The organism is Microvirga sp. P5_D2 (genome assembly GCF_054049475.1).
Genome location: NZ_JBFUMH010000095.1, coordinates 1 through 20,841, shown reverse-complemented (window position 1 = coordinate 20,841; position 20,841 = coordinate 1). Strand labels below are relative to the sequence as shown.

The window sequence follows — 20,841 nt, the reverse complement described above, 5'->3', positions numbered from 1 at the left end:
GCATCACGGTGCTGGTCTATGGCGGTGTGGCACTGATCGTGAAAGCGGACGATGCGGGCCTGGCGCTTGCTGCCAACAACAGGCCCGTTTCCGGCCTTCTGAGACGCGGTGGAGAGAGCATTCCCACCTCCGGCGATCGCGCGCTTGCCCCCCTTACACAAGGCTTCGGACGCGGCCTCGTTCACGCCATGCCCGTTCTCCTGCGCATCCTCGGCATCGTTGGAACTGCTGCGATGATCTGGGTCGGCGGCGGCATCATCATTCATGGCTTGGAAGGCTACGGCCTCGCGGGTCTTGCCCACGCCATTCATGACATCTCCGCAGCCGCAGCCCATGCCGTTCCGTCTCTCAGTGGCGCCGTCGAATGGATCGTCTCCGCCGCAGCCGCAGGGCTCTTCGGCCTCGTTCTCGGCGCGGTGCTGATCCCCCTCATCCACTACGTCGCCGTGCCGTTGCTGCGAGCTGTACGCGGAACGGGCAAGAAGGCGGAGAAGCACACGGCCTGAAACGAAAGGGGCTGCCCGATGAGCAGCCCCTTCCCGTCGTGTGTTATCGATAAAGCTCAGAGCTTGCCGAGCTTGATGAACTGCGTCTCGCCGGAGGAATCGTCCACGCCGTCGTTGTCAGTGATGATGTAGGCATCACCTGCGGCATCGACGGCGAAGCTTTCCACCTTGTCGAGCACATAGCCCTTGGCGGCCTTGAGATCCGGCAGGAGGTCGCGAAGCTCCGTCTTCTTCACCGTCGGCAGTTCGCCGCCGAGAGCGACGGGCTTCATGTCGGAGAGGGACACCGCATAGAGCTTCTTGAGCTTTGCCTTCTCCGCGATCTGGTTGTCGCGCTCGATGATGATCACGCGGTCGCCGACAGCCGTGATTTCAGAGAGGCCGACCCAGCCTTCTTCCGTCCTGTCGAGCGGATAGCGCACGGCGCTCCAGCTCTTGTCGGACGGCTTGTAGGCGAGAAGCTTCACGCTGTTCTTCGCATCGTCCGCCCATTCGCGCTGCATGGCGAGCCAGACGATTTCGTTCGCACCGGAGCCGGTCACCGTCACGCCTTCGAAGCCGTAGTTCTTCGCGCCTTCTTCGAGAGTTGCCGGCAGGGAGATCTCCTCCTGGATCGCGCCCTTGGCATCGACCTTCACGAGCAGGTTCTTGACGCCCTTCGGCACGTTTCCTTCCGACGCGAGCCAGAAGCCACCATCGCTTGCAAGCGCGACGCCTTCGAGATCGAGCTTCTCGGCCGACTGACCGCCACGGGTCACGAGCGTTYCCGCCGTGATGAGCGCGGGCTTTTTCGTGGCATCGATGGTCAGGATGCGCGGCGCACTGCCATAGGCGCTGTCCGTAATCGCATAGAGCTTGCCTGCCTGCGATTTGTCGGCGGCAATGCCGGAGAGAGCACCCCAGGCAATCGGCAACCCTTGATTATCCTTCACTGAACGGATCGTGGGGTATGCGGGCGCAGCACGCTCGGCACGCTGGTAGATCATCACATGTGGAGCAACGCCGCCATCCACATGCAGAGGTGTCTCGCTCGTGGCGACGAAGAGGTTGCGCGAGGGGATGGCGACGAGGCCTTCCGGGCCGACGCCCGTGGGGAGAACCTGCACGAGTTCGGGAGCAGCGCCCGTGTCGCGATAAACGCCGACCACGGAGGCGCGCTCGGAGCCTACGAAGATCAGGTTGTCCTGCCCGAAGCGGGCAGTCTCGATGCCTTCGATCTCGATGCCCTTCTTGTTGCGCTTGTCGGGATAGTGGCCGAGCGAAACGACCTCATGCTCCAGGCTGGCGCCGGATTCGTAAGATACGCTGCCATCCTTGTTGAAGATGGTGAAGCCGCGCGAGCCACCCTTCCAATCGCCCTCATTGGCGGTGGCGAAGCGGTTGTTGTCGATCCAGTGCACGCCGTCGGGCTCGCGCACCACGGCGTTCATGGAACCGCTGAGCTCGATTTTGCCGTCCTTCTTCGTATCGATGTTCTTCAGGTCGACCTGGCCTGCGGAGAAGTGGGACTCAACCTTGCCGGTCTTTCCGTCCACCACGACGATGTGGTTGTTCTCCTGAAGCGTGACGACGATCTTGCCCTCGTCGTTCACGTCGACGAATTCGGTCTCGGGGTCTTCGCCTGCAACGGCGGCAAGGCCCGTTAGTGCGACTGTCTTCAGCGCCGAGCATTCAATGGCGCTGCCGTTGAAGTTGCCGATCGCCAGTGTGCCAGCGGGAAGCTGCGGGATGGCGCCGTCGTTGATTTCCTCGTTGCGCTCGTTCTCGATGGCGATGGCCAGAACGCCTGCATTGGCAGAGACCGAATCCGGCTGGCCGGGAAGCTGGCATTCAGACGCGATCTTGCGGTTCGCCAGATCCACGAGCACGAGTTTGCCGCTCGGATTGGTGAAGCTCTCGGAGGTGTTGACGGCGACGAGGGCGGTGCCGCCCACGACCTTCACCGATGTAGGCTCGCCGCCCAGCGCCAGCTGGCCGCCGGGCTTCGGCGCGGCAGGGTCGGTGATGTCGATGAAGCCGAGGCTCTTGCGCGGGCTGTCGGTATAGACGAGCAGGTTGCCGTCCTCGCTCGCGGAGATGATCTCAGCTACGGTCTCGCCCTTCTTGTCGGCATCGGTCGGAAGGTTGGCGGTGATCGGAAAACTGGCGATACGGTCGAAATATTCGGCTGCTGAAGCGTTAAGAGCAGTACCCGACAGCAAAACGGCTGCAAGTGAGCCGATGGCGAGAGAGCGATGCATGATATCCCCGCGATATGGTTGAGCTTGGCAAGGTTCTCATGCGTCAGTCTCATGACGGGTGGATGACGGCCCGGATTAGATGCTCCACCCTTTCAATCTTTGCTCTTTTGTACCATATTCGTTCCCATGGCCAAATCACCCAAGAAGCCCAAGCTTTCCACCGGGAAAGCGTCCAAACCCGATCTGAAGCCCCTGGCCCCCCATCTGGCAGAACTTCTCAACCCGGCCGTCAACCGGGAGCGGGAAGCCGCCGAGGGTTTTGCCGAGCGTGCTCAGGAAACCTTCATTCACGGCGACATCACGGATGTCGACCCGGCGCTCGCCAAGAAGCTTGGCCTGAAGGGTCCCGATGACGGGCCGGATGTGGCGAACGAGCTGGGGGATCTGGTGCCGGAATCAGGTTTCTCGGCCACCGTCGATGCGCTCTCGAGGCTGCTCACGGAAGGCGACCCGCGCTTCAAGAACGGCAAGGCCTGGGTGCCGCACCGCCCGCCTCGCCCCGAGAAATCGGAAGGCGGYATTCCGTTCAAGATCAAATCCGAATTCACGCCCTCCGGCGACCAGCCCACCGCCATCCGCGAATTGGTGGACGGCGTGCGCCGGTCGGAGCGCGATCAGGTGTTGCTCGGCGTCACCGGCTCGGGCAAGACCTTTACCATGGCCAAGGTGATCGAGGAGACGCAGCGCCCTGCCCTCATCCTCGCGCCGAACAAGACGCTGGCCGCGCAGCTTTACGGCGAGTTCAAGTCGTTCTTCCCCGACAACGCGGTGGAATATTTCGTCTCGTATTACGACTATTACCAGCCCGAAGCCTATGTGCCGCGCTCAGACACCTTCATTGAGAAGGAGAGCTCCATCAACGAGCAGATCGACCGCATGCGCCACTCGGCGACGCGTGCGCTGATCGAGCGCGACGACGTGATCATCGTCGCCTCCGTGTCATGCATCTACGGTATCGGCTCGGTGGAAACCTATACGGCCATGACCTTCTCCGTGAAGGTCGGCGAGCGCATCGAGCAGCGCCAGCTCATCGCGGATCTCGTGGCGTTGCAGTACAAGCGCATCCAGAGCGATTTCGCGCGCGGCACGTTCCGCGTGCGCGGTGATTCCATCGAGCTGTTTCCGGCCCACTTGGAAGACCGTGCCTGGCGCATCGGCCTCTTCGGCGACGAGATCGAGTCCATCGTCGAATTCGATCCGCTCACCGGCAAGAAGACCAACGACTTGTCCTTCGTGAAGGTCTACGCGAACTCGCACTATGTGACGCCGCGTCCGACCTTGCAGCAGGCCGTGAAGGGCATTCAGGACGAGTTGCAGCACCGTTTGCAGGAACTCGCCCGCATGGGCCGCCTGCTGGAAGCGCAGCGCCTCGAGCAGCGCACGCAGTTCGACCTCGAGATGATCGAAGCGACCGGCGTGTGCAACGGCATCGAGAACTATTCGCGTTATCTCACCGGCCGCAAGCCGGGCGAGCCGCCGCCGACCCTGTTCGAATACCTGCCCGACAACGCGCTCGTCTTCACCGATGAGAGCCACGTGACCGTGCCGCAGATCGGCGGCATGTATCGCGGCGACTTCCGGCGCAAGGCGACGCTTGCCGAATACGGCTTCCGCCTGCCCTCCTGCCTCGACAACCGCCCCTTGCGCTTCGAGGAATGGGACGCCATGCGCCCGCAATCGGTGCACGTGTCGGCCACGCCGCAAAAGTGGGAGATGGAGCAGACCGGCGGCGTGTTTGTGGAGCAGGTCATCCGCCCTACGGGTCTTGTCGATCCGATTATCGAGATCCGCCCGGCCCGCAGCCAGGTGGACGATCTCGTGCACGAGGTGAAGGAACTTGCGGCCCAAGGCTACCGCACGCTCGTCACTACGCTTACCAAGCGCATGGCTGAAGACCTGACGGAATACATGCACGAGAATGGCATCCGCGTGCGCTACATGCACTCGGACATCGACACGCTGGAGCGCATCGAGATCATCCGCGATCTGCGCCTCGGCGCCTTCGACGTGCTCATCGGCATCAACCTGCTGCGCGAGGGTCTCGATATTCCGGAATGCGCGCTCGTCGCCATTCTCGATGCGGACAAGGAAGGCTTCCTGCGTTCCGAGACCTCGCTGGTGCAGACCATCGGCCGCGCGGCGCGTAATGTGGAAGGCAAGGCGATCCTCTACGCCGACAAGATCACCGGCTCCATGGAGCGCGCGATTGCGGAGACCAATCGCCGCCGCGAGAAGCAGCTTGCCTACAACGCCGAGCACGGCATCACGCCGCAAAGCGTGAAGAAGAACATCACGGATATCCTGGAGAGCGTCTACGAGCGCGATCACGTCTCCGTCGATACAGGTCTCGCCGACAGAACTGTCGGCCACAATCTCAAGGCCGTCATCGCCGACATGGAAAAGCGCATGCGCGAGGCCGCCGCGAATCTGGAGTTCGAAGAGGCCGCGCGGTTGCGCGACGAGCTCAAGCGCCTTCAAGCGACCGAGCTTGCCATCAGCGACGATCCCATGGCGCGCCAGAGCGACGTGGAGAAGGAGGCCGGCCGATATGGCGGCTCGCGCAAGTATGGCCGCAGCGCCAATCTGCCTCCGAAGGGCCTGCCGCCTTCCAGCGAAGGCGCAGCCAAGGGCGATGAGGATGCGGATGCTTACGGCCCGACAGGCAAGGGACGCTCGGACGAAGGCACGCGCATCCGAAAACCTGGTCTCGACGAGATGGGGCCTGGCACGGATCGCGAGGTGCCATTGAACTTCCGGGAGCGCCCCGCCGCCCGCTCCACGCAAGGGCTCGCGGGACAGAAGCCGAAATACAAGGGACGGAAGGGGCGCTAGACGCCCCTTTCTCTTTAGGACAAATCGGGGCGTCGAAGGTCGGGAGGCTCCGCCGTGCCGCTAAGGGGTTAACAGCCGACGGAGCCAGCCCTTCTTGATCCCGTCTCGGAGGATCAATGGTCCGTTCCGGCGTGCACGGCCGAGAGGTCAAGCGGCCGAAGGCACCCATTCATCTCGGTTGCGGAGGCGAACCGCAATCGAGAATACATTTCATCAAAGTTTATGCAACCAAAAGCTGCATGGCGGTGGCCTCGGAATATGGGCGCGGGCCAATGGAGCATCCCCGTCATCCGCTAAGGGGCTGACGGATGACGGGGTTCTCCCCCGACGCTGAGCGTCAGGAAAATGGCCCCACCCTTCAAGCGAAAGGACCGGCATGAGTATAAGGGGGAGCCATGCCGGCGTCTTCCGTGAGCCCTTGAAGGGTGGCGACAGGAGAGGAGATAGAGCGCGCCTCGACCCATCGCTGTGCGTCGGCACACAAGCTCGGCAGTAACGGGATAGGGCGCCGCTTCTTCAGCTTGGCCCCGGAGCCAGCGCCCGCCTTGCAAGCAGCCGAAAACGACAATGGCCGGGACATGCCCGGCCATCGCGCGACGAATAACGTCCGGTCAGTTCGTCAGATACGCCCCAGCAAGAGAAGGATGATGAGGATCAGCAGGATCACGCCGAGCAGGCCGCTCGGGCCGTAGCCCCAGCTGCGGCTGTGGGGCCATGCGGGTACTGCGCCGATCAGCAGCAGGATGATGAGGATGAGAAGAATGGTGCTGAGTGCCATGGATGTTGCCTCCTGTTGGATCCTGGCCCGATCACGACTGAAGCCCTGGATGAAGGCTTCAAGAACCGTTCGATGATCCGGCAAAGATCACTCTGTTGCAGGGAAACTTGGCCATAAGGATTAAGTTCCATGAGCCGTCAAAAGAGCTGTCGGCAATGCACAGGTGAATCTATGCCGTAGCGGAACGATCAACATGGCTTGACGTTAGCATGTCGGCGATTGGGTGCCGCCCTGTGCGTGACCCCTAAGGGAGGTCGCCACCCCTCCGTGGATCAGGACGCCCCGATGCAGAAAAAGACTCCAACTCATATTCCTCATTACGATCCCGAGCCCGTTCCCGGCCTCAGAAAATCCACATCTCCAGCGCTCAGCCGTTCAGTCCAGGCCCAACTCGGCCAACGCCTGCGCCAGTTCTACGAGGCGCTCGCCCTGGGCGAGCAACCGGTTCCGGATCGCTTCATCGAAATCATCAACCAATTGGACAAGCGTCAGCCGGAGAAGCAGCAATCATGAGCATCGATGACGATCTTCGCGATTCAATGCTCAAAGCTACGCCGAACCTGCGTGCCTTCGCCATTTCCCTGACGAACAATGTCGACCGCGCCGACGATCTGGTGCAGGAAACCCTGATGCGGGCGATTGCCAATATCACTCGCTTCCAGCCCGGCACCAACATGCAGGCCTGGCTCTTCACCATCCTGCGCAATCTCTTCCATTCCGAATATCGCAAGCGCCGCCGCGAGGTCGAGGATGCGGACGGGAAATATGCGGCGGCTCTGTCGGTCCAGCCGGATCAGTTGCCCCATCTCGATTTCGAGGATTTGCAGAAGGCCCTGGCGCGCCTGCCTCACGACCAGCGCGAGGCGCTGCTGCTCGTCGGCGCTTCGGGCTTCTCGTATGAGCAAGCTGCGGAGATCTGCGGCTGCGCCGTCGGCACCATCAAGAGCCGCGTCAACCGCGCCCGCAATCGCCTGGCCGAGCTGATGCATCTCGAGGACATGGACGAGGATATCGGCCCCGACCGCGTGACCCTCTCGGTGATGCACGCCGTCGCCTGAACCCGGCTCTTCCCTCAACGCCAAAGCCCGGCAAAGCGGAAACCGCTTCCGGGCTTTCATTCATCGATCATCGGAGAAACGATTGCGCGCCTGAACGTCGCGCAATCGGCTTACCGGCGGCGGAACTGCTGATTGCCGCGCTGCGGCGGCCGCGGACCGGACGATGCACCCGAGTCCTTGTGGCGGAAGATGAGCCGGCCCTTTTCGAGATCGTAGGGCGACATCTCGACGGTCACGCGGTCTCCCGCCAGTGTCTTGATACGGTTCTTCTTCATCTTGCCGGCGGTATAGGCAATGACTTCATGGCCATTGTCGAGTTGCACGCGGTAGCGCGCATCCGGCAGGATCTCGGTCACAAGCCCTTCGAAGGTGATCAGTTCTTCCTTTGCCATGCAAAGTCTTCCTCATAACAAAAAAGCCGCTCCTGGAACGGAACGGCTGATAGGCAAGAGGACGTGCCAGGCACGCCCTCCGTCATCAAACCTTATGCGTTCTGCAGGTTCACTGCAGAAGTACGGCCGGTGCGCTGGTCCGTCTGAAGCTCGTAGGAGATCTTCTGACCCTCGCGCAGACTGCGCAAGCCAGCACGCTCAAGCGCCGTAGCATGAACGAAGATGTCCTTGTCGCCGTTGTCGGGCTGAATGAAACCATAGCCCTTGGTTTCATTATACCACTTCACGGTTCCCTGTTCCATGGGAAATCCTTTCACTGTCATTTGCACGTGGGTGTGGGCCAAAGCCAAGTTCACCCGCTAGTCGATATTGGTAGAGAAGGAACGTGCGCCCGGCAGTGCAAAAGCGGAGCAGCCCAGTCGTCCGGCCAAATGTCGATGGCCGCTAAGGTAGGGGAAGGATAGGCCAATTGCAAGGCGTTGCGGCTAAGCCTTCTTAGGTATCAAGGCCCTCGCGAATGGCGGAAATAAAGGCTTGCAGGGCCTCTTCGCCGCGCGGCGTGAAGCGGATCGCCTCGCCGTCTGCTTCGATCAGATCCCTGCCCCGCAGCTCATCGACGGCCGTGTCGCTCGCCTTGTGGCCCGCCCCATCCTTTTGGACGACGCTTCTCACCGTCTGCCCGCTGGAAAGCTGGTGATGGGCCGCGAATGCAAATACGGCCAATGCTTCATCGCTGAGCCCAGACATGTCGGCCATCGTCAACCTCGTTTTGGAAACGGTTTCAAGGATCGCGCGCCAGGATCAATGCCTTGCCGTCCAACCCGTTCAAGCGGGGCTTATGGAAAAGCCCGATTTTCTGGATTTTCCCGGCAGATCGTGGGCCGGTTTTGCAAGGCTTTTGCAGGAACGTCCCCTCACCTCTCACGTTGATTTCGGGGCCGATAAACCGGCCCATCCCTCCCAGAACAACGTGAGGAGCGCCCTATGGCCAACGACCGTAATCGCTATGATCCGAACCGCGACGAGGACGGCTACATCGCCCGTCGCGGCTTCGGCAACGAACGTGCGGGCTACGACCGCGACCGCACCCGTGACGAGGGGTTTACGAGAAGCCGTGAACGCGACTTCGGGGACTCGGCCGGCTACGGCTCAGGCGGTTCGACCCGCGACTGGCGCGATGTGGTCGGCGACAGCGACTATGATCGCTCGACTTTCGAGATGGATCGCTCGCGGGATACGGGCTATGGCCCGGATTATTCCAGCTCTCCGTCCTATTCCCACACCTCTGATCGCGACCGGCATCGCCATGGGTCCGACAGCTTCGGCCGCGGCTCACGGGATTATCAGGAGGATCGCGGCTTCTTCGAGCGGGCCGGCGACGAAGTCCGCTCCTGGTTCGGCGACGAGAAGGCCGAGCGCCGCCGCGACCGCGACATGCGCGAGGCTGGCTATCATCGCGGACGCGGCCCCAAGGGCTATCAGCGCTCCGATGCCAGGATCATGGAAGACGTCAACGACCGCCTGACCGACGATCCGCATCTCGATGCATCCGAAATCGAGGTATCGGTAACAGGCCGCGAAGTGACCTTGACCGGCACCGTCAACAGCCGGTTCGAAAAGCGGCACGCGGAGGATCTTGCCGAGTCCGTCTCCGGTGTCTCGCATGTGCAGAACAACCTGCGCGTCCAGCAATATGCCGATGCCGGCATGGGCGGCACCATGAGCTCGGGCGCAGGCGCGGCCGGCGCCGGCAGTACGGGCGCGACAGATAACCCGACCGGTTCCTCCCCGACGAATCGGGGAACGCGCACGCCCTCAGGCTCGTAAAAAACCGCGGAAGAAACGGTCTTTTTCCCTGGAAATATTCCGCTTTCTAAGAAGATGCGCCCCGCCCCTTCGGAGCGGGGCGTTTCTGTCGTAGCWCCTGTCGCAGCACTCTTGCCTTTTCCCAAAAAAGTGTGACCCCATATGTGACGGGGAACGAGGACGATAATGGCAGGTATTTCCGTCACGCTCGAGGGCGACAACATTCAGCTTGCATTCCAGAAGGGCGAGCAATCGACGGCCGTCGTCATGGATCCCCATGCGGCCCGCTCCCTGGTCAAGGCCTTGAGCCAGCTCCTGATCGCCATTGGCGAGAACACCGAAGGCGGCGAGGAAGGCGAGGAGGAACTGGTCGAGGTGACCTCCCAGACCATCGATGTGGGCATGGATGAACACGGCATGGCCGTGGTCGCCCTTCAGGCCGGTATGATGCCGCCCTTCATGCTGCGCTTGAAAGACGACGAGGCCCGGCATATCGCAACAAGCCTCCTGGAAATCCTCAACAGCCCCCGGGACGTTCGTATCTCTCACGGCGACCATTAAGCCTCTTGGAGCCGGGAGGGTTTCCATCTCGATATTGAAATGATATATCTTTTGCATTCCCTATGGTCACCATGGCCGTTTTCGCGGGAAGGCGAAGGATTTTCACGATGTCGGATTGGTCTGCCGGTTATGTGGTCGATGTCGACTATACCCATGGCTTCTATCAGGAACTGACCCCTAGCCACCTGAACTTCTGCGCTCTTCTGCAAGGTGTCCAGGCGCCCGATCTCGACCAATCGTCCCTCACCTATTGCGAGCTTGGATGTGGGCAGGGTTTCTCGACCAATCTGCTAGCCGCCGCAAACCCGAGCATCGAATTCTACGCGACCGACTTCAACCCTGCCCATATCGCGGGAGCGAGGGCCCTGGCTCGATCCGCGCGCTCGGCGAACGTCCATTTCTTCGACGACAGTTTTGCCGATTTCATTCATCGCAAAGATCTGCCGGATTTCGACTACATCACGCTGCACGGCATCTACAGCTGGATCAGCCCTGAGAACCGCAAGGCCATCGTGAATTTCATCCGTCTCAAGCTGAAGCCCGGTGGCATGGTCTATATCTCCTACAACGCCATGCCAGGCTGGGCTTCCATGATGCCGTTGCGCCGCCTGATGCTGGAGCACGCATCGGCTCAGGGCACATCCGCTTCGCTCCATTCCCGCATCTCGGCATCGCTCGATTTCGCGACCCGGCTCCAGGGGCTCGATACCCGCTTCTTCGCCAGCCATCCCAAGCTCGCGTCGCGTATCGAGAAGCTGAAGCGGCAGGACCGCAACTACGTCGCGCATGAATACTTCAACCAGGACCTGACCCCATTCTACTTCATGGATGTGGCGCAGGAGTTGAGCGAGGCGAAGCTCTCCTTCGCTGGCTCCGCGGCCGTCATCGATACCATCGAGAAGCTCAACCTCAGCGAGGAACAGGCGAAATTTCTGGCCGAGATTGACAATATGGCCCTGCGCCAGACGGTCCGCGATCACATGATCGACCAGCAGTTCCGGCGGGACATTTTCGTCAAGGGGCCTGTGCGGTTGTCACCCGTTACGGCCCGCAGCAAGTGGGACGAGACCCGGTTCGTTGCCATGCAGCAGAATCAGGACGTCACGCGCGAACTCCAGGGCATGCGCTTTACCGCCAAACTCGAGGAAGCTGTCTACAAGCCGCTGATCGAGGCGCTTGAGCAAGGCCCGCTTTCCATCTCCGAACTGATGAAGCAGCCCGCCCTTTCGAAGATCAATCCGAGTCGGCTGATCCAGGCCATCACCTTCCTGGCCGCGAAAGGCTCCGTCCGGCCGTGCCTGTCCCAGCAAGGGCTTGCCGAGCGCCGGTTCCGGACGGACCTTTTCAACAAAGCGATCACGGAGCAGGCTCTTTATGATGGCCGGTATTCCAATCTCGCGTCGCCCGTCACCGGTGGCGGCATCGGTGCGGAGCGAACGGCGCAGCTGATCTTCCTTGCCCCGACAAGGAAGGAAAAGGACGCGCCCCGCTTCGTCCGCAATGCTCTGCATCAAACGGGTCACCGTCTCGTGAAGGAAGGCAAAACCCTGACCGACGAGGCCGAAACTCTGGCTGAATACAGCAAGCGTATCGAGGCATTCGACGAGAAAACCTCTCCCTTGTGGAAGACGCTCGGCATCGATGATTTCACCGCCTCCGCCAAAGCTCCAGACGCACGCAAACGGACGGCCTGAACCAAGAGCACGGGCTTTAAGCTTGGCCGGTAAGGAACTTCATTACTGCCGTACGGTTGTCGAACGCGGGTCATCACCGGCCGCGCTTTGGACAAGGCTCATGGCAGTTCACGATCCAGATCTCATTTCCAGCGCTCATCCCGGCGTTCCGATCATGGATGCCAAGGCCGAGCCGACCCTCAAGCACCCGGAATCCGAGGCCTTTTATGCCGAGGCGCTGAGGGAGCTGAATCAGCTTGGCCTGCCGTTCCTGCTCGCCGGCACCTATGCGCTCTCGGCCTATACGGGCATCACGCGGCCGACGAAGGATCTCGACATCTTCTGCAAGGCGGGTGACTACACCCGCGTGCTCTCGCATTTCCAGAACCTCGGCTACTCGGTCGAGATCGAGGACGACCGCTGGCTCGGCAAGGTCTTCAAGGGCAAGTACTTCTTCGACGTGATCTTCGCCTCTTCGAACGGCACCATGCCCGTCGGCGATCAATGGTTCGAACATGCGCGACAGATCGAAGTCTTCGGCTCGCCGATCAGGATCGTCGGCCCCACTGAACTCGTCTGGTCGAAATGCTTTATCCAGCTGCGCCACCGCTACGACGGCGCCGATGTCGCTCACACGATCTTGAAGGCGCATGACCAGATCGACTGGCATGGCCTGCTCGCCTACATGGAAGTGCATTGGGAAGTTCTCCTCATGCACCTCCTCAACTTCCGCTGGATCTACCCTTCCGAGCGCGACAAGGTTCCCCGCTGGGTCATGGATGAGCTGCTCGACAGGCTTGCCAAGCAGCTCGACCTGCCGCCACCGCAGATGAAGGTCTGCCGCGGCCGCATGTTCTCCCGCATCGATTACGAAATCGACGTCAAGCAATGGGGCTTCGCCGATGTCGGTGGCGAAGGTGAATGGCGGAATGAGTGAAACACAAGCTCTCATGAAGGTCGCAGCGATGGGCGACCTTCACGTTCGCGAAGACAACCACGAATCCTATCGTGAGATGTTTGGCGAGATCTCACGCGAAGCCAATGTACTCGTCCTGACGGGCGATCTGACCGACCTCGGCAAGCCGAAAGAAGCAGAGCTTCTCGCGCAGGATCTGAAAGCCTGCTCGATCCCAGTGATCGGTGTGCTCGGCAATCATGATTATGAGTGCGGCGCGCATGAAGAAGTGGCGCACATTCTACGGGAAGCCGGAATGAAGCTTCTCGATGGACAATCGGTCGAGGTCGATGGTGTAGGCTTCGTCGGCGTCAAAGGTTTCGCCGGCGGCTTCGGCCGGCGCATGCTCGGCTCCTTCGGCGAACCTGCCATCAAGCAGTTCGTGGCCGAGACGATGAATGAAACCCTACGGCTCGAGAATGCCATGCGTCAGGTGCGCGCCAAACGCTCCATGGTCATTCTCCACTACGCGCCGATCATCGAGACGATCGAGAGTGAGCCATTGGAGATTTATCCGTTCCTTGGCTCGTCGCGCCTAGCCGAGACCATCGACCGCTTCAAAGTCAACGCCATCGTTCACGGCCACGCACATCGCGGCCGTTATGAGGGGCGCACGCCCGGCGGCCAGCCGGTTTACAATGTCGCGCGGCACATCGAGAAACCGACCGGCAAACCATACGCATTGATCGAGATTTGATTGTCCAGGAATTGTGGGTCACTGCGATGAGTGACCCACACTCATTTCACATTCAAAGCCGCGTACCGGGATCGGTCGGATTGCCCGGCAGATAATCGGGCTCAGAGCCCGGTCCCTTCGGGTCTGTAATTCCCGGATCGTTCACAGGATACGGCGTGCGCGGACCTGTCGGGCCGATATCGGGCTGCTCATCGGGAAGATTGCCCGGCGGCACCTCGCTCGGAATATTGCCGCCCGGAAGCGGTTCGTTTGTCGGCACTCCTGGATTGGCCATTCTGCTTTCCTCATTCTTCTCTTCGTGATGAGGTCAACAGGCCCATGCATGAGGGGTTCCCATTCTTTGCAAGTATCGGAACCCCGCCACGTCTCATCCGTTCGCACATATCCCCTTACGAACAATGGAGAACAACATGCCTGATATTCAACAGGCCAAGATTCTTATCATGGCGACCGATGGTTTCGAGCTTTCGGAGCTTTTGGTACCACAACAGAAGCTTTCGGAAGCAGGCGCGAAGGTTGAGATCGCCGCGCCGAAATCGCGCATGAACCCAAACGAAATTCGCGGCTGGGACAAGAAGGATTGGGGCCAAAGCGTGAAGGTCGACAAGGATATCGAAAGCGTCGATCCGGCGGCCTACGATGCGCTTGTTCTGCCCGGCGGCCAGATCAATCCCGACAAGCTGCGCGCGGAGAAGAAAGCCATCGAGATCATCCGCGCCTTCTACTCTTCCGGCAAGGTCATCGCTGCGATCTGCCATGCTCCTTGGCTGCTCGTTGAAGCAGGCGTGATCAAGGGCAAGAAGTGCACCTCCTTCCACTCCATCAAGACCGACGTGACCAATGCCGGAGGCGAGTGGCGCGATGAGACGGCAGTGACGGATCAAGGCCTCATCACGAGCCGTAATCCCGGAGATCTCGAGGCCTTCGTGAGCAAAATCATCGAAGAAGTGCGCGAAGGCTCGCATGCCAACCGGCGTGAAGCTGCAGAGTAATCGCGTTCGACAGCGCACAACAAAAAACGGCCGGTCGTGATGACCGGCCGTTTCGTTTTAGTCAGCGTCTTTTTAAGCCTGCTGAATAGCGGAGATCTTCCAGTCACCACCCTGATCGCGACGGAAGGTCCAGAGTTCGGTCGCTTCCTGCGCCTGGGTCGGATCGCCCTCGACGACGCGGCCTGTGGCCTTGTCCGTCAGCACGTCGATCAGCGAGAAGCGCATGGCAACCGTGGCGTAATCCGTATTGCCCTCACGCCAAGCCTCGGACAGATCGCCCTGCACCAAGCGCACATCGGAGATCTTGTTCACGACGCCGCGCGAAGCGTTGTCGTTGAGCTCCTCCTGGATGTATCCGGCCATCTCGGGCGTTGCGAGCGTCCAGAGCTTCGCCACATCCTCGCGGGAATAAGCGTCCTGCATCTCGACGAGCGAGCGCTCGAACTCCGCGTAGTCCTTTTCCCCGATGCCGACCTCATCGCGCACATCCGTGCGACGGCGCTGCTTCAATCCGCCCAGAGCACCACCGAGGCCACCGCCAAGCGCGCTGGCGCCCATCATGCCGCCAAGCCCACCGCCAAGACCATCGGTCGGCCCACCAGCCGCGGGGCGGCCGCCTGTGGGAGGCACGCTGCCGCCGGCAGCCGAGCGGTTATAGCTCTGCGGTCCGGCATAGGCCGGTTCCTGGCGACGACGGAACCACTTCATGGCGAACGACACTACAAGCACGACGAGGCCGATCTGGAGCAGCAAGCCCATGATCGAGGCGAGACCGCCAAGACCGCCGAAGAAGCCGTTGCCCATGAGCATGCCGAGCAGGCCCGCGCCGAAGAGGCCGGCCATCAGACCGGTGCCGAAACCGAAGCGGCGCGGCTGCGCCACGTTCGGAGCAGGCGTTCCCGGGCGGTTCATCGCCGGACCCTGGTTCGGAATCTGCGAGCGTTGGATCGGCGCAGCAGCATCAGGCGCCGTCCGGGTTGCCGGCGGCGGCGTGTAGGTGCGCGCGCCGCGCGAGCCGAAACTGCCCCGTCCCCCGCCGACGCGAGCCTCGGCGGCGCTGCCGGCGAGTACCAACGCAGCGGCCAGCGCGATCATGACGCGACTGCGGCGAGAAGCAATTTTCATCATCGTTTCGTCTTCCATCCCTTACGAGCACAACGCTCTTGCCATCCCATGTGGTGATGGCCCGCCTTTTGCAAAAGAGGCGAGCCATCATTCTTGACTTTATCGTGAAGGGAAATCCGGGTTGGCTTTTCAGTTCCGCCTTTCCTGCCTCAAATGGTCGATGCGCTTGGAGGCCTCGGCCTTGTCGAGCTTAGGATCATAGGCGTCGGGTTCATGAGCCTGTTCGGAGAGAGTCTTCAGGTAAGACGCCTGCGCCCCAGTCATCGGCTCGTGACCCGTCACCCAATCCTCGGGATCCTTGATCTGGTTATCGATGGTGTCGGGACTGACCTTGGGGTTCTCCGTTTCTTTGGTCTTGCGGGCCTTTGTCTCGCGCGGATTAGCCTTGGTGTCGGAAGACATGAGAGACTCCTATTGTTCTCATTTTGTTCTTGAATGAGAACACCGGATTCAGGTCATTGGTTCCGCACAGGAAAGAGTGGCTACTCCCGCGGACTCATCCCCGTTATCCACAGGAATCGCGCTCGACTCCCTGCCAAGCTTATGTTCTCATTTTGTTCCATAACCAAACGGATGAGCATCGATGCGCAAGCCAACAGGCCTGGAGCGGCTTTATGTCGACTTCGACTCCTTCTTCGCCAGCGCCGAGCAGCATCTGCAGCCGCATCTGCGAGGCCGCCCCGTCGGCGTCATTCCGGTCGACTCGGAGCATACGGGGCTGATCGCCGTCAGCCGTGAGGCCAAGGCGCTCGGCATCAAGCGTGGGGCTTTCGTCCGCGATGTCCGACGCCAATGTCCCGGCATCGTCCTGGTGACCGCGCGGCACGAACGTTACGTGGGGCTTCACAAGGCAATCTGCGAAGCTGTCGAGACGGTTCTGCCCGTCAAAGCCGTCTGCTCCATCGACGAGATGCTCTGCGCGCTGCTGCCGTCCGAGCAAGCCGAGGCGATAGCCATCGGCCACCGGGTGAAGGAGGCCATCGCCACGCTGATCGGCCCCACCCTCACCTGCTCCGTGGGTCTCGGGCCTAATGATCTCCTCGCCAAGATCGCCGCCGAGATGAACAAGCCGGACGGGCTCGTCGCCCTGCATCCGGGGGACCTTCCCGGCCCCCTTCTCGCTTTGAGTCTCACCGACATTCCCGGCATCGCCCGGGGCAACGCGGCCCGGCTCGCCCGCGCCGGTGTCGGCGACATGGCGGCGCTCCTGAAACTTCAGCCCAAGGAACTGCGCCGCCTCTGGGGCAGTGTGGAGGGAGAACGGCTCTGGATGGGGCTTCACGGCTATACGGTGGAGCGCCCTGAAACCCAGCGCCGCATGTTCGGCCATGGCCGTGTGCTGCCGGCCGACTGGCGGCACCTGACGGGAGCCTATGCGGCCGCCCGCGTGCTCCTCTCGAAAGCCTCGCGCCGCATGCGCCGCTCTGGCTTCGCCGCCCGTGCGCTCGCCCTGTGGCTCACCGACAAACACAGCGCCGGCTGGTATGGCGAGGAGTGTTTTCTCGCTACCTGGGACGATCCCTCGCTTCTCGCCTCCTTGAGCCGCCTCTTCCTGCATGCGGAACGGGAGGACATGCGCCGGAGCCGCAGTGTCCATGTCACGCTGCACGATCTGGTGCCCATGCACGATATCGAGCGGGATCTGTTCGGCTACACGGCGGAAGCGCAGCTCAAGCGGCGCATGGAGTATCTGTCGGTGGTGGCGGATCGGCTGAACGCGGCGCACCAGAAGACGCTTCTGCATTGGGGACCACTGATCGATATCCCCGGCGGTTATGCAGGCGCGAAGATCGCCTTCAACCGCATTCCGGATATGGAGGATTTTTGAGGCCCTCAAAACATCAATGCCCGGCACAAGGCCGGGCATGATTAGTCGTTTCGAACCGAGAGGGCCTTACGCCGCCTGAGCCTTCGGCTGCACTTCGGCGAGGTAATCCTCCATCAGCGTCTTGGAGATGTTGCCCGGCGTGAACTTGTAAGGGCCAATCTCGGACACGGGCGTCACTTCAGCCGCTGTGCCGGTGATGAAGCACTCGTTGAATCCGGAAAGCTCGTCCGGCATGATTCGGCGCTCGGCGACTTCGAAGCCGCGGCGCTTGGCGAGATCGATCACCGTGCGGCGCGTGATGCCATCGAGGAAGCAATCGGCAGTCGGCGTGTGGATTACGCCATCGCGGGTGAAGAACACGTTCGCGCCCGTGCATTCGGCAACACGGCCCTGCCAGTCGAGCATGAGAGCATCGGCATAGCCCTTCCGCTCGGCCTTATGCTTGGAGATGGTGCAGATCATGTAGAGACCTGCAGCCTTCGCGGTGGAGGGCGCGGTGGCCGGATCGGGACGGCGGTATTCCGCTATGTCGATGCGGATGCCCTTCATCTTCTGGGCCGGGTCGAAATAGCTCGGCCATTCCCAGGCGGCGATGGCGAGGTGGATCTTGTTGGCCTGAGCGGCGACGCCCATCATCTCCGAGCCGCGCCAGGCAACCGGACGCAGGTAAGCGTCCTTCATGCCGTTCTTCTCGAGCACGAGACGCTTGGCCGCGTCAATCTCGGCCACGGTATAGGGAATCTCGAAATCGAGGATCTGGGCCGATTTCTTCAGGCGCTCGGAATGCTCGGTCGACTTGAAGATCTCGCCGCCATAGGCGCGCTCGCCTTCGAACACGCTCGATCCGTAATGGAGACCATGCGAAAGCACGTGCAGCTGGGCGTCCTTCCACGGTACGATCTGCCCGTCGTACCAAATCCATCCATCGCGTTGATCGAAGGGGGTCGCGGACATCATCTATTCTCCTTACTGCCGGCCTTTGTGGCGAACCGGGGCCGTGTAATTTCCGGTTTGCTTTCATCCCGTTTGAATTTCATTCATTTCGTGAAAGCGCCTTGACGAGTAACAATCGTCCTGAGATATGTCAACAAGGCTGACATAAAATTGGATGAGGAAGTTGCGCGATACGATCCCGGTTCTGAAAACCCGCCAACCCGGCAAGGACATCCTGGCCGAGACGCCGGCCTATGACCTGATCGAGCTGTTCTTCTTCGCATACCGCGATTTCGTCAGCGACCCCGATAGGATTTTGGACGAATACGGCTTCGGCCGGGCGCATCACCGCGTCCTGCACTTCGTCAGCCGCCAGCCCGGCCTGACGATCGCGGAGCTTTTGGACATTCTCAGGATCACCAAGCAGAGCCTGAATCGGGTCCTGAAGGAGTTGATCGAGAAGGACTTCATCGAGAGCCGCATGGGCACCTCTGACCGGCGCCAGCGGCTTCTGCATGCCACGCCCCAGGGCCACGAGCTTGCCCTGAAGCTGGCCAAGCTTCAGACGCGACGCATCATGCGGGCCTTGTCGGACATGGAGCCGGAGGCCAAGGAGGCGATCAGCGCTTATCTCCTGCGCCTCATCGACCCGGATGACCGGGCCCATGTGAAGCGTCTCGTATTCGGACCGGGCGAAATCTGATAAAGCAGGCGTCCGACGCCGCATACCAAGCCCCGAATACGTAGGACCGATGGAACCCAGCCGCATCGATATACCCGACCATGCCCCTCACGTTCTGGTGGTGGACGACGACCGGCGCCTGCGCGACCTGCTGACCCGGTTCCTCACCGAGAACGGCTACCGCGTGACGGCGGCCTCCAGCGCGGCGGAAGCACGCTCCAAGGCCGGAAGCTTCGTCTTCGATGCCCTCGTGCTCGATGTGATGATGCCGGGCGAAACCGGGTTCGACTATGCCCGCAGCATCCGCGAGACCTCGCAGGTGCCCATCCTCATGCTGACCGCGCGCGCCGACGCGTCCGACCGGGTGACCGGCCTCGAAATCGGCGCCGACGATTATCTCCCCAAGCCTTTCGAGCCGCGCGAGCTGCTTTTGCGTCTCGGCAATATTCTCAAGCGCTCTGTGGCTTTGCCCGGAGCCGCCGGCGCGGACGCTCCGGAGGTCATTCATTTCGGCCCCTTCTCCTACCGCTTCGACCGGGGCGAGTTGCGGCGAGGCGAGGAAGTGGTGCGCATCACTGAGCGCGAGCGTGAGATCCTGACCATCCTCGGGACGGCTACGGGCGACAACGTTCCGCGCGATGCACTCGCTGGCAACGGCGCCGCCGCGAACGAGCGTACGGTCGACGTGCAGATCAACCGCCTGCGCCGCAAGATCGAGGTCGATCCGGCCAATCCGATGATCCTGCAAACCGTGCGCGGAATCGGCTACCGGCTCGTGATCGACCGATGAAGATCGGCGCGGCCCTGCGATATGCGCAGCTCGATCACGCGATGCGCTGGTTCGGCCGGTTCCTGCCGAAAGGCCTTTATGCACGCGCGCTCATCATCATCATCGCGCCGGTCATCCTGCTGCAATCGGTCGTGGCTTACGTGTTCATGGAACGCCACTATCAATTGGTCACGCGCCGCCTGTCTTCCGCGGTGACCGCCGACATCGCGGCGCTCATCCAGATCTACGAGAGTTATCCGCAGGATCGGGACGCGACGGCTCTGTCGCGCATCGCGTCGGACGCCCTGCAACTCGACGTAGACATTCTCCACAACACGGATCTGCCCCCGCCGGGGCCGAAGCCCTTCTTCTCGATTCTGGATGAGACTCTCTCCACCGAGCTGCAGCGTCAGATCGAGAGGCCTTATTGGCTCGATACTGTCGGGCGCTCCAACTATGTGGAAGTGCGCATCAAGCTCGATGGCGGCAACGTGATGCGCGTGCTGGCGCGGCGCAGTCAGGCCTATGCGTCGAACTCCCACATCTTCCTGGTGTGGATGGGCGGATCGTCCTTCGTGCTGCTCGGCATCGCCATTCTTTTCCTGCGCAACCAGATCAGGCCGATCCTGCGCCTCGCGGAAGCGGCTGAGGCGCTCGGCAAGGGACGCGAGATCGAGTTCCGCCCGCGCGGCGCGCGCGAGGTGCGCCAGGCCGGGCACTCCTTCCTCGAAATGAAGCGGCGCATCGAGCGCAACATGGAACAGCGCACGACCATGCTCAACGGCGTCAGCCACGACCTGCGCACCATCCTCACACGCTTCAAGCTCTCGCTCGCCCTCATGCAGCAGACGCCTGAGATCGAGGATCTCAAGCGCGATGTGGATGAGATGAGCCGCATGCTGGAGGGCTATCTCGCCTTCGCGCGCGGTGAAGGCGGCGACGCAGGCGAGGTCGCCTGCGAGACGGATCTGCGCCAGCTTCTGGAAGAAGCGCAATCGGATGCGGAACGTCAGG

23 protein-coding genes are annotated in these 20,841 nt (G+C 61.5%); 14 read left to right on the top strand and 9 right to left on the bottom strand.

Annotated elements, in window-relative coordinates; genetic code table 11:
- Window positions 1–506 (top strand): DUF808 family protein (locus ACXJKO_RS20405; protein ID WP_457092914.1); only part of this gene is annotated, 506 nt, incomplete at its 5' end.
- A gap of 56 nt (window positions 507–562) precedes the next feature.
- Here ACXJKO_RS20405 and ACXJKO_RS20400 read toward each other — a convergent pair.
- Entirely contained in the window at window positions 563–2,746 is a 2,184-nt protein-coding gene (locus tag ACXJKO_RS20400; RefSeq protein WP_457092913.1) for an esterase-like activity of phytase family protein, read from the bottom strand.
- 126 nt (window positions 2,747–2,872) lie between these two features.
- Between ACXJKO_RS20400 and uvrB the strand changes: the two genes are divergently transcribed.
- Window positions 2,873–5,578: an excinuclease ABC subunit UvrB gene (gene uvrB, locus ACXJKO_RS20395; protein ID WP_457092912.1), complete on the top strand. Its 2,706-nt coding sequence runs from the start codon at window positions 2,873–2,875 to the stop codon at window positions 5,576–5,578.
- A gap of 619 nt (window positions 5,579–6,197) precedes the next feature.
- On the opposite strand, the gene ACXJKO_RS20390 is transcribed toward uvrB, so the two are convergent.
- Window positions 6,198–6,356 carry a DUF3309 family protein gene (locus tag ACXJKO_RS20390; RefSeq protein ID WP_457092911.1) on the bottom strand — a complete coding sequence of 53 codons (159 nt, stop codon included), beginning with the start codon at window positions 6,354–6,356 and terminating at the stop codon, window positions 6,198–6,200.
- 267 nt (window positions 6,357–6,623) lie between these two features.
- On the opposite strand from ACXJKO_RS20390, the gene ACXJKO_RS20385 reads away from it, so the two are divergent.
- Window positions 6,624–6,869, top strand: coding sequence for a NepR family anti-sigma factor (locus ACXJKO_RS20385; protein ID WP_457092910.1), 246 nt, complete (start codon window positions 6,624–6,626; stop codon window positions 6,867–6,869).
- On the top strand, window positions 6,866–7,414 hold the full coding sequence (locus tag ACXJKO_RS20380; RefSeq protein ID WP_457092909.1) for a sigma-70 family RNA polymerase sigma factor: 549 nt from the start codon (window positions 6,866–6,868) through the stop codon (window positions 7,412–7,414). The genes ACXJKO_RS20385 and ACXJKO_RS20380 overlap by 4 nt, the downstream gene beginning before the upstream one ends.
- Window positions 7,415–7,524: 110 nt before the next feature.
- Here the strand turns inward: ACXJKO_RS20380 and infA are convergent, their stop codons facing one another.
- The 3 genes from infA to ACXJKO_RS20365 form a co-directional block, all read right to left on the bottom strand.
- Window positions 7,525–7,806 carry a translation initiation factor IF-1 gene (infA, locus tag ACXJKO_RS20375; protein ID WP_009494617.1) on the bottom strand — a complete coding sequence of 94 codons (282 nt, stop codon included), beginning with the start codon at window positions 7,804–7,806 and terminating at the stop codon, window positions 7,525–7,527.
- Window positions 7,807–7,898: 92 nt separating this feature from the next.
- The gene (locus tag ACXJKO_RS20370) at window positions 7,899–8,108 is read right to left on the bottom strand and encodes a cold-shock protein (RefSeq protein WP_457092908.1); all 210 of its coding nucleotides are present in this window, start codon (window positions 8,106–8,108) and stop codon (window positions 7,899–7,901) included.
- A 193-nt stretch (window positions 8,109–8,301) separates the two neighbouring features.
- Window positions 8,302–8,562 carry a hypothetical protein gene (locus tag ACXJKO_RS20365; RefSeq protein ID WP_457092907.1) on the bottom strand — a complete coding sequence of 87 codons (261 nt, stop codon included), beginning with the start codon at window positions 8,560–8,562 and terminating at the stop codon, window positions 8,302–8,304.
- A gap of 228 nt (window positions 8,563–8,790) precedes the next feature.
- On the opposite strand from ACXJKO_RS20365, the gene ACXJKO_RS20360 reads away from it, so the two are divergent.
- From ACXJKO_RS20360 to ACXJKO_RS20340, 5 genes are all read left to right on the top strand, one after another.
- On the top strand, window positions 8,791–9,633 hold the full coding sequence (locus tag ACXJKO_RS20360) for a BON domain-containing protein (protein ID WP_457092906.1): 843 nt from the start codon (window positions 8,791–8,793) through the stop codon (window positions 9,631–9,633).
- Between the two features lie 165 nt (window positions 9,634–9,798).
- Window positions 9,799–10,173 (top strand): hypothetical protein, encoded by a 375-nt coding sequence (locus ACXJKO_RS20355; RefSeq protein ID WP_457092905.1) that lies wholly within the window; start codon window positions 9,799–9,801, stop codon window positions 10,171–10,173.
- A 107-nt stretch (window positions 10,174–10,280) separates the two neighbouring features.
- Entirely contained in the window at window positions 10,281–11,867 is a 1,587-nt protein-coding gene (locus ACXJKO_RS20350) for a class I SAM-dependent methyltransferase (RefSeq protein WP_457092904.1), read from the top strand.
- A gap of 100 nt (window positions 11,868–11,967) precedes the next feature.
- The gene (locus tag ACXJKO_RS20345; RefSeq protein WP_457092903.1) at window positions 11,968–12,783 is read left to right on the top strand and encodes a nucleotidyltransferase family protein; all 816 of its coding nucleotides are present in this window, start codon (window positions 11,968–11,970) and stop codon (window positions 12,781–12,783) included.
- The gene (locus ACXJKO_RS20340) at window positions 12,776–13,498 is read left to right on the top strand and encodes a metallophosphoesterase family protein (RefSeq protein WP_457092902.1); all 723 of its coding nucleotides are present in this window, start codon (window positions 12,776–12,778) and stop codon (window positions 13,496–13,498) included. The genes ACXJKO_RS20345 and ACXJKO_RS20340 overlap by 8 nt, the downstream gene beginning before the upstream one ends.
- Before the next feature lie 52 nt (window positions 13,499–13,550).
- On the opposite strand, the gene ACXJKO_RS20335 is transcribed toward ACXJKO_RS20340, so the two are convergent.
- Window positions 13,551–13,772, bottom strand: coding sequence for a hypothetical protein (locus ACXJKO_RS20335; RefSeq protein WP_457092901.1), 222 nt, complete (start codon window positions 13,770–13,772; stop codon window positions 13,551–13,553).
- A 136-nt stretch (window positions 13,773–13,908) separates the two neighbouring features.
- Here ACXJKO_RS20335 and ACXJKO_RS20330 point away from each other — a divergent pair, with 136 nt between their 5' ends.
- Window positions 13,909–14,490, top strand: coding sequence for a DJ-1/PfpI/YhbO family deglycase/protease (locus ACXJKO_RS20330; RefSeq protein ID WP_457092900.1), 582 nt, complete (start codon window positions 13,909–13,911; stop codon window positions 14,488–14,490).
- Between the two features lie 72 nt (window positions 14,491–14,562).
- Here ACXJKO_RS20330 and ACXJKO_RS20325 read toward each other — a convergent pair whose 3' ends face one another.
- The gene (locus tag ACXJKO_RS20325) at window positions 14,563–15,618 is read right to left on the bottom strand and encodes a Tim44 domain-containing protein (RefSeq protein ID WP_457092899.1); all 1,056 of its coding nucleotides are present in this window, start codon (window positions 15,616–15,618) and stop codon (window positions 14,563–14,565) included.
- Between the two features lie 126 nt (window positions 15,619–15,744).
- Window positions 15,745–16,017, bottom strand: a complete 273-nt coding sequence (locus ACXJKO_RS20320) for a DUF3072 domain-containing protein (RefSeq protein ID WP_457092898.1) — start codon at window positions 16,015–16,017, stop codon at window positions 15,745–15,747.
- A gap of 181 nt (window positions 16,018–16,198) precedes the next feature.
- Here ACXJKO_RS20320 and ACXJKO_RS20315 point away from each other — a divergent pair, with 181 nt between their 5' ends.
- Window positions 16,199–17,443, top strand: coding sequence for a Y-family DNA polymerase (locus tag ACXJKO_RS20315; RefSeq protein WP_457092897.1), 1,245 nt, complete (start codon window positions 16,199–16,201; stop codon window positions 17,441–17,443).
- A 66-nt stretch (window positions 17,444–17,509) separates the two neighbouring features.
- Here the strand turns inward: ACXJKO_RS20315 and ACXJKO_RS20310 are convergent, their stop codons facing one another.
- Window positions 17,510–18,397 carry a branched-chain amino acid aminotransferase gene (locus ACXJKO_RS20310; protein WP_457092896.1) on the bottom strand — a complete coding sequence of 296 codons (888 nt, stop codon included), beginning with the start codon at window positions 18,395–18,397 and terminating at the stop codon, window positions 17,510–17,512.
- Between the two features lie 154 nt (window positions 18,398–18,551).
- Here ACXJKO_RS20310 and ACXJKO_RS20305 point away from each other — a divergent pair, with 154 nt between their 5' ends.
- The 3 genes from ACXJKO_RS20305 to ACXJKO_RS20295 all read left to right on the top strand — a co-directional run.
- Window positions 18,552–19,079: a MarR family winged helix-turn-helix transcriptional regulator gene (locus ACXJKO_RS20305; RefSeq protein WP_457092895.1), complete on the top strand. Its 528-nt coding sequence runs from the start codon at window positions 18,552–18,554 to the stop codon at window positions 19,077–19,079.
- 49 nt (window positions 19,080–19,128) lie between these two features.
- Window positions 19,129–19,848, top strand: coding sequence for a response regulator (locus ACXJKO_RS20300; RefSeq protein WP_457092894.1), 720 nt, complete (start codon window positions 19,129–19,131; stop codon window positions 19,846–19,848).
- The coding region (locus ACXJKO_RS20295) for a histidine kinase dimerization/phospho-acceptor domain-containing protein (RefSeq protein WP_457092893.1) at window positions 19,845–20,841 on the top strand (997 nt) is incomplete at its 3' end. The genes ACXJKO_RS20300 and ACXJKO_RS20295, both read left to right, overlap by 4 nt.

Bases quoted from the DNA above. Each gene is read 5' to 3' on its own strand.
- ACXJKO_RS20315 (WP_457092897.1), top strand. From the start codon at position 16,199: ATGCGCAAGCCAACAGGCCTGGAGCGGCTTTATGTCGACTTCGACTCC.
- ACXJKO_RS20345 (WP_457092903.1), top strand. From the start codon at position 11,968: ATGGCAGTTCACGATCCAGATCTCATTTCCAGCGCTCATCCCGGCGTT.
- ACXJKO_RS20355 (WP_457092905.1), top strand. From the start codon at position 9,799: ATGGCAGGTATTTCCGTCACGCTCGAGGGCGACAACATTCAGCTTGCA.
- ACXJKO_RS20370 (WP_457092908.1), bottom strand. From the start codon at position 8,108: ATGGAACAGGGAACCGTGAAGTGGTATAATGAAACCAAGGGCTATGGT.
- ACXJKO_RS20335 (WP_457092901.1), bottom strand. From the start codon at position 13,772: ATGGCCAATCCAGGAGTGCCGACAAACGAACCGCTTCCGGGCGGCAAT.
- ACXJKO_RS20300 (WP_457092894.1), top strand. From the start codon at position 19,129: ATGGAACCCAGCCGCATCGATATACCCGACCATGCCCCTCACGTTCTG.
- ACXJKO_RS20380 (WP_457092909.1), top strand. From the start codon at position 6,866: ATGAGCATCGATGACGATCTTCGCGATTCAATGCTCAAAGCTACGCCG.
- ACXJKO_RS20350 (WP_457092904.1), top strand. From the start codon at position 10,281: ATGTCGGATTGGTCTGCCGGTTATGTGGTCGATGTCGACTATACCCAT.
- ACXJKO_RS20330 (WP_457092900.1), top strand. From the start codon at position 13,909: ATGCCTGATATTCAACAGGCCAAGATTCTTATCATGGCGACCGATGGT.
- ACXJKO_RS20365 (WP_457092907.1), bottom strand. From the start codon at position 8,562: ATGGCCGACATGTCTGGGCTCAGCGATGAAGCATTGGCCGTATTTGCA.
- ACXJKO_RS20325 (WP_457092899.1), bottom strand. From the start codon at position 15,618: ATGATGAAAATTGCTTCTCGCCGCAGTCGCGTCATGATCGCGCTGGCC.
- ACXJKO_RS20340 (WP_457092902.1), top strand. From the start codon at position 12,776: ATGAGTGAAACACAAGCTCTCATGAAGGTCGCAGCGATGGGCGACCTT.
- ACXJKO_RS20320 (WP_457092898.1), bottom strand. From the start codon at position 16,017: ATGTCTTCCGACACCAAGGCTAATCCGCGCGAGACAAAGGCCCGCAAG.
- ACXJKO_RS20310 (WP_457092896.1), bottom strand. From the start codon at position 18,397: ATGTCCGCGACCCCCTTCGATCAACGCGATGGATGGATTTGGTACGAC.
- ACXJKO_RS20390 (WP_457092911.1), bottom strand. From the start codon at position 6,356: ATGGCACTCAGCACCATTCTTCTCATCCTCATCATCCTGCTGCTGATC.
- infA (WP_009494617.1), bottom strand. From the start codon at position 7,806: ATGGCAAAGGAAGAACTGATCACCTTCGAAGGGCTTGTGACCGAGATC.
- ACXJKO_RS20360 (WP_457092906.1), top strand. From the start codon at position 8,791: ATGGCCAACGACCGTAATCGCTATGATCCGAACCGCGACGAGGACGGC.
- ACXJKO_RS20305 (WP_457092895.1), top strand. From the start codon at position 18,552: ATGAGGAAGTTGCGCGATACGATCCCGGTTCTGAAAACCCGCCAACCC.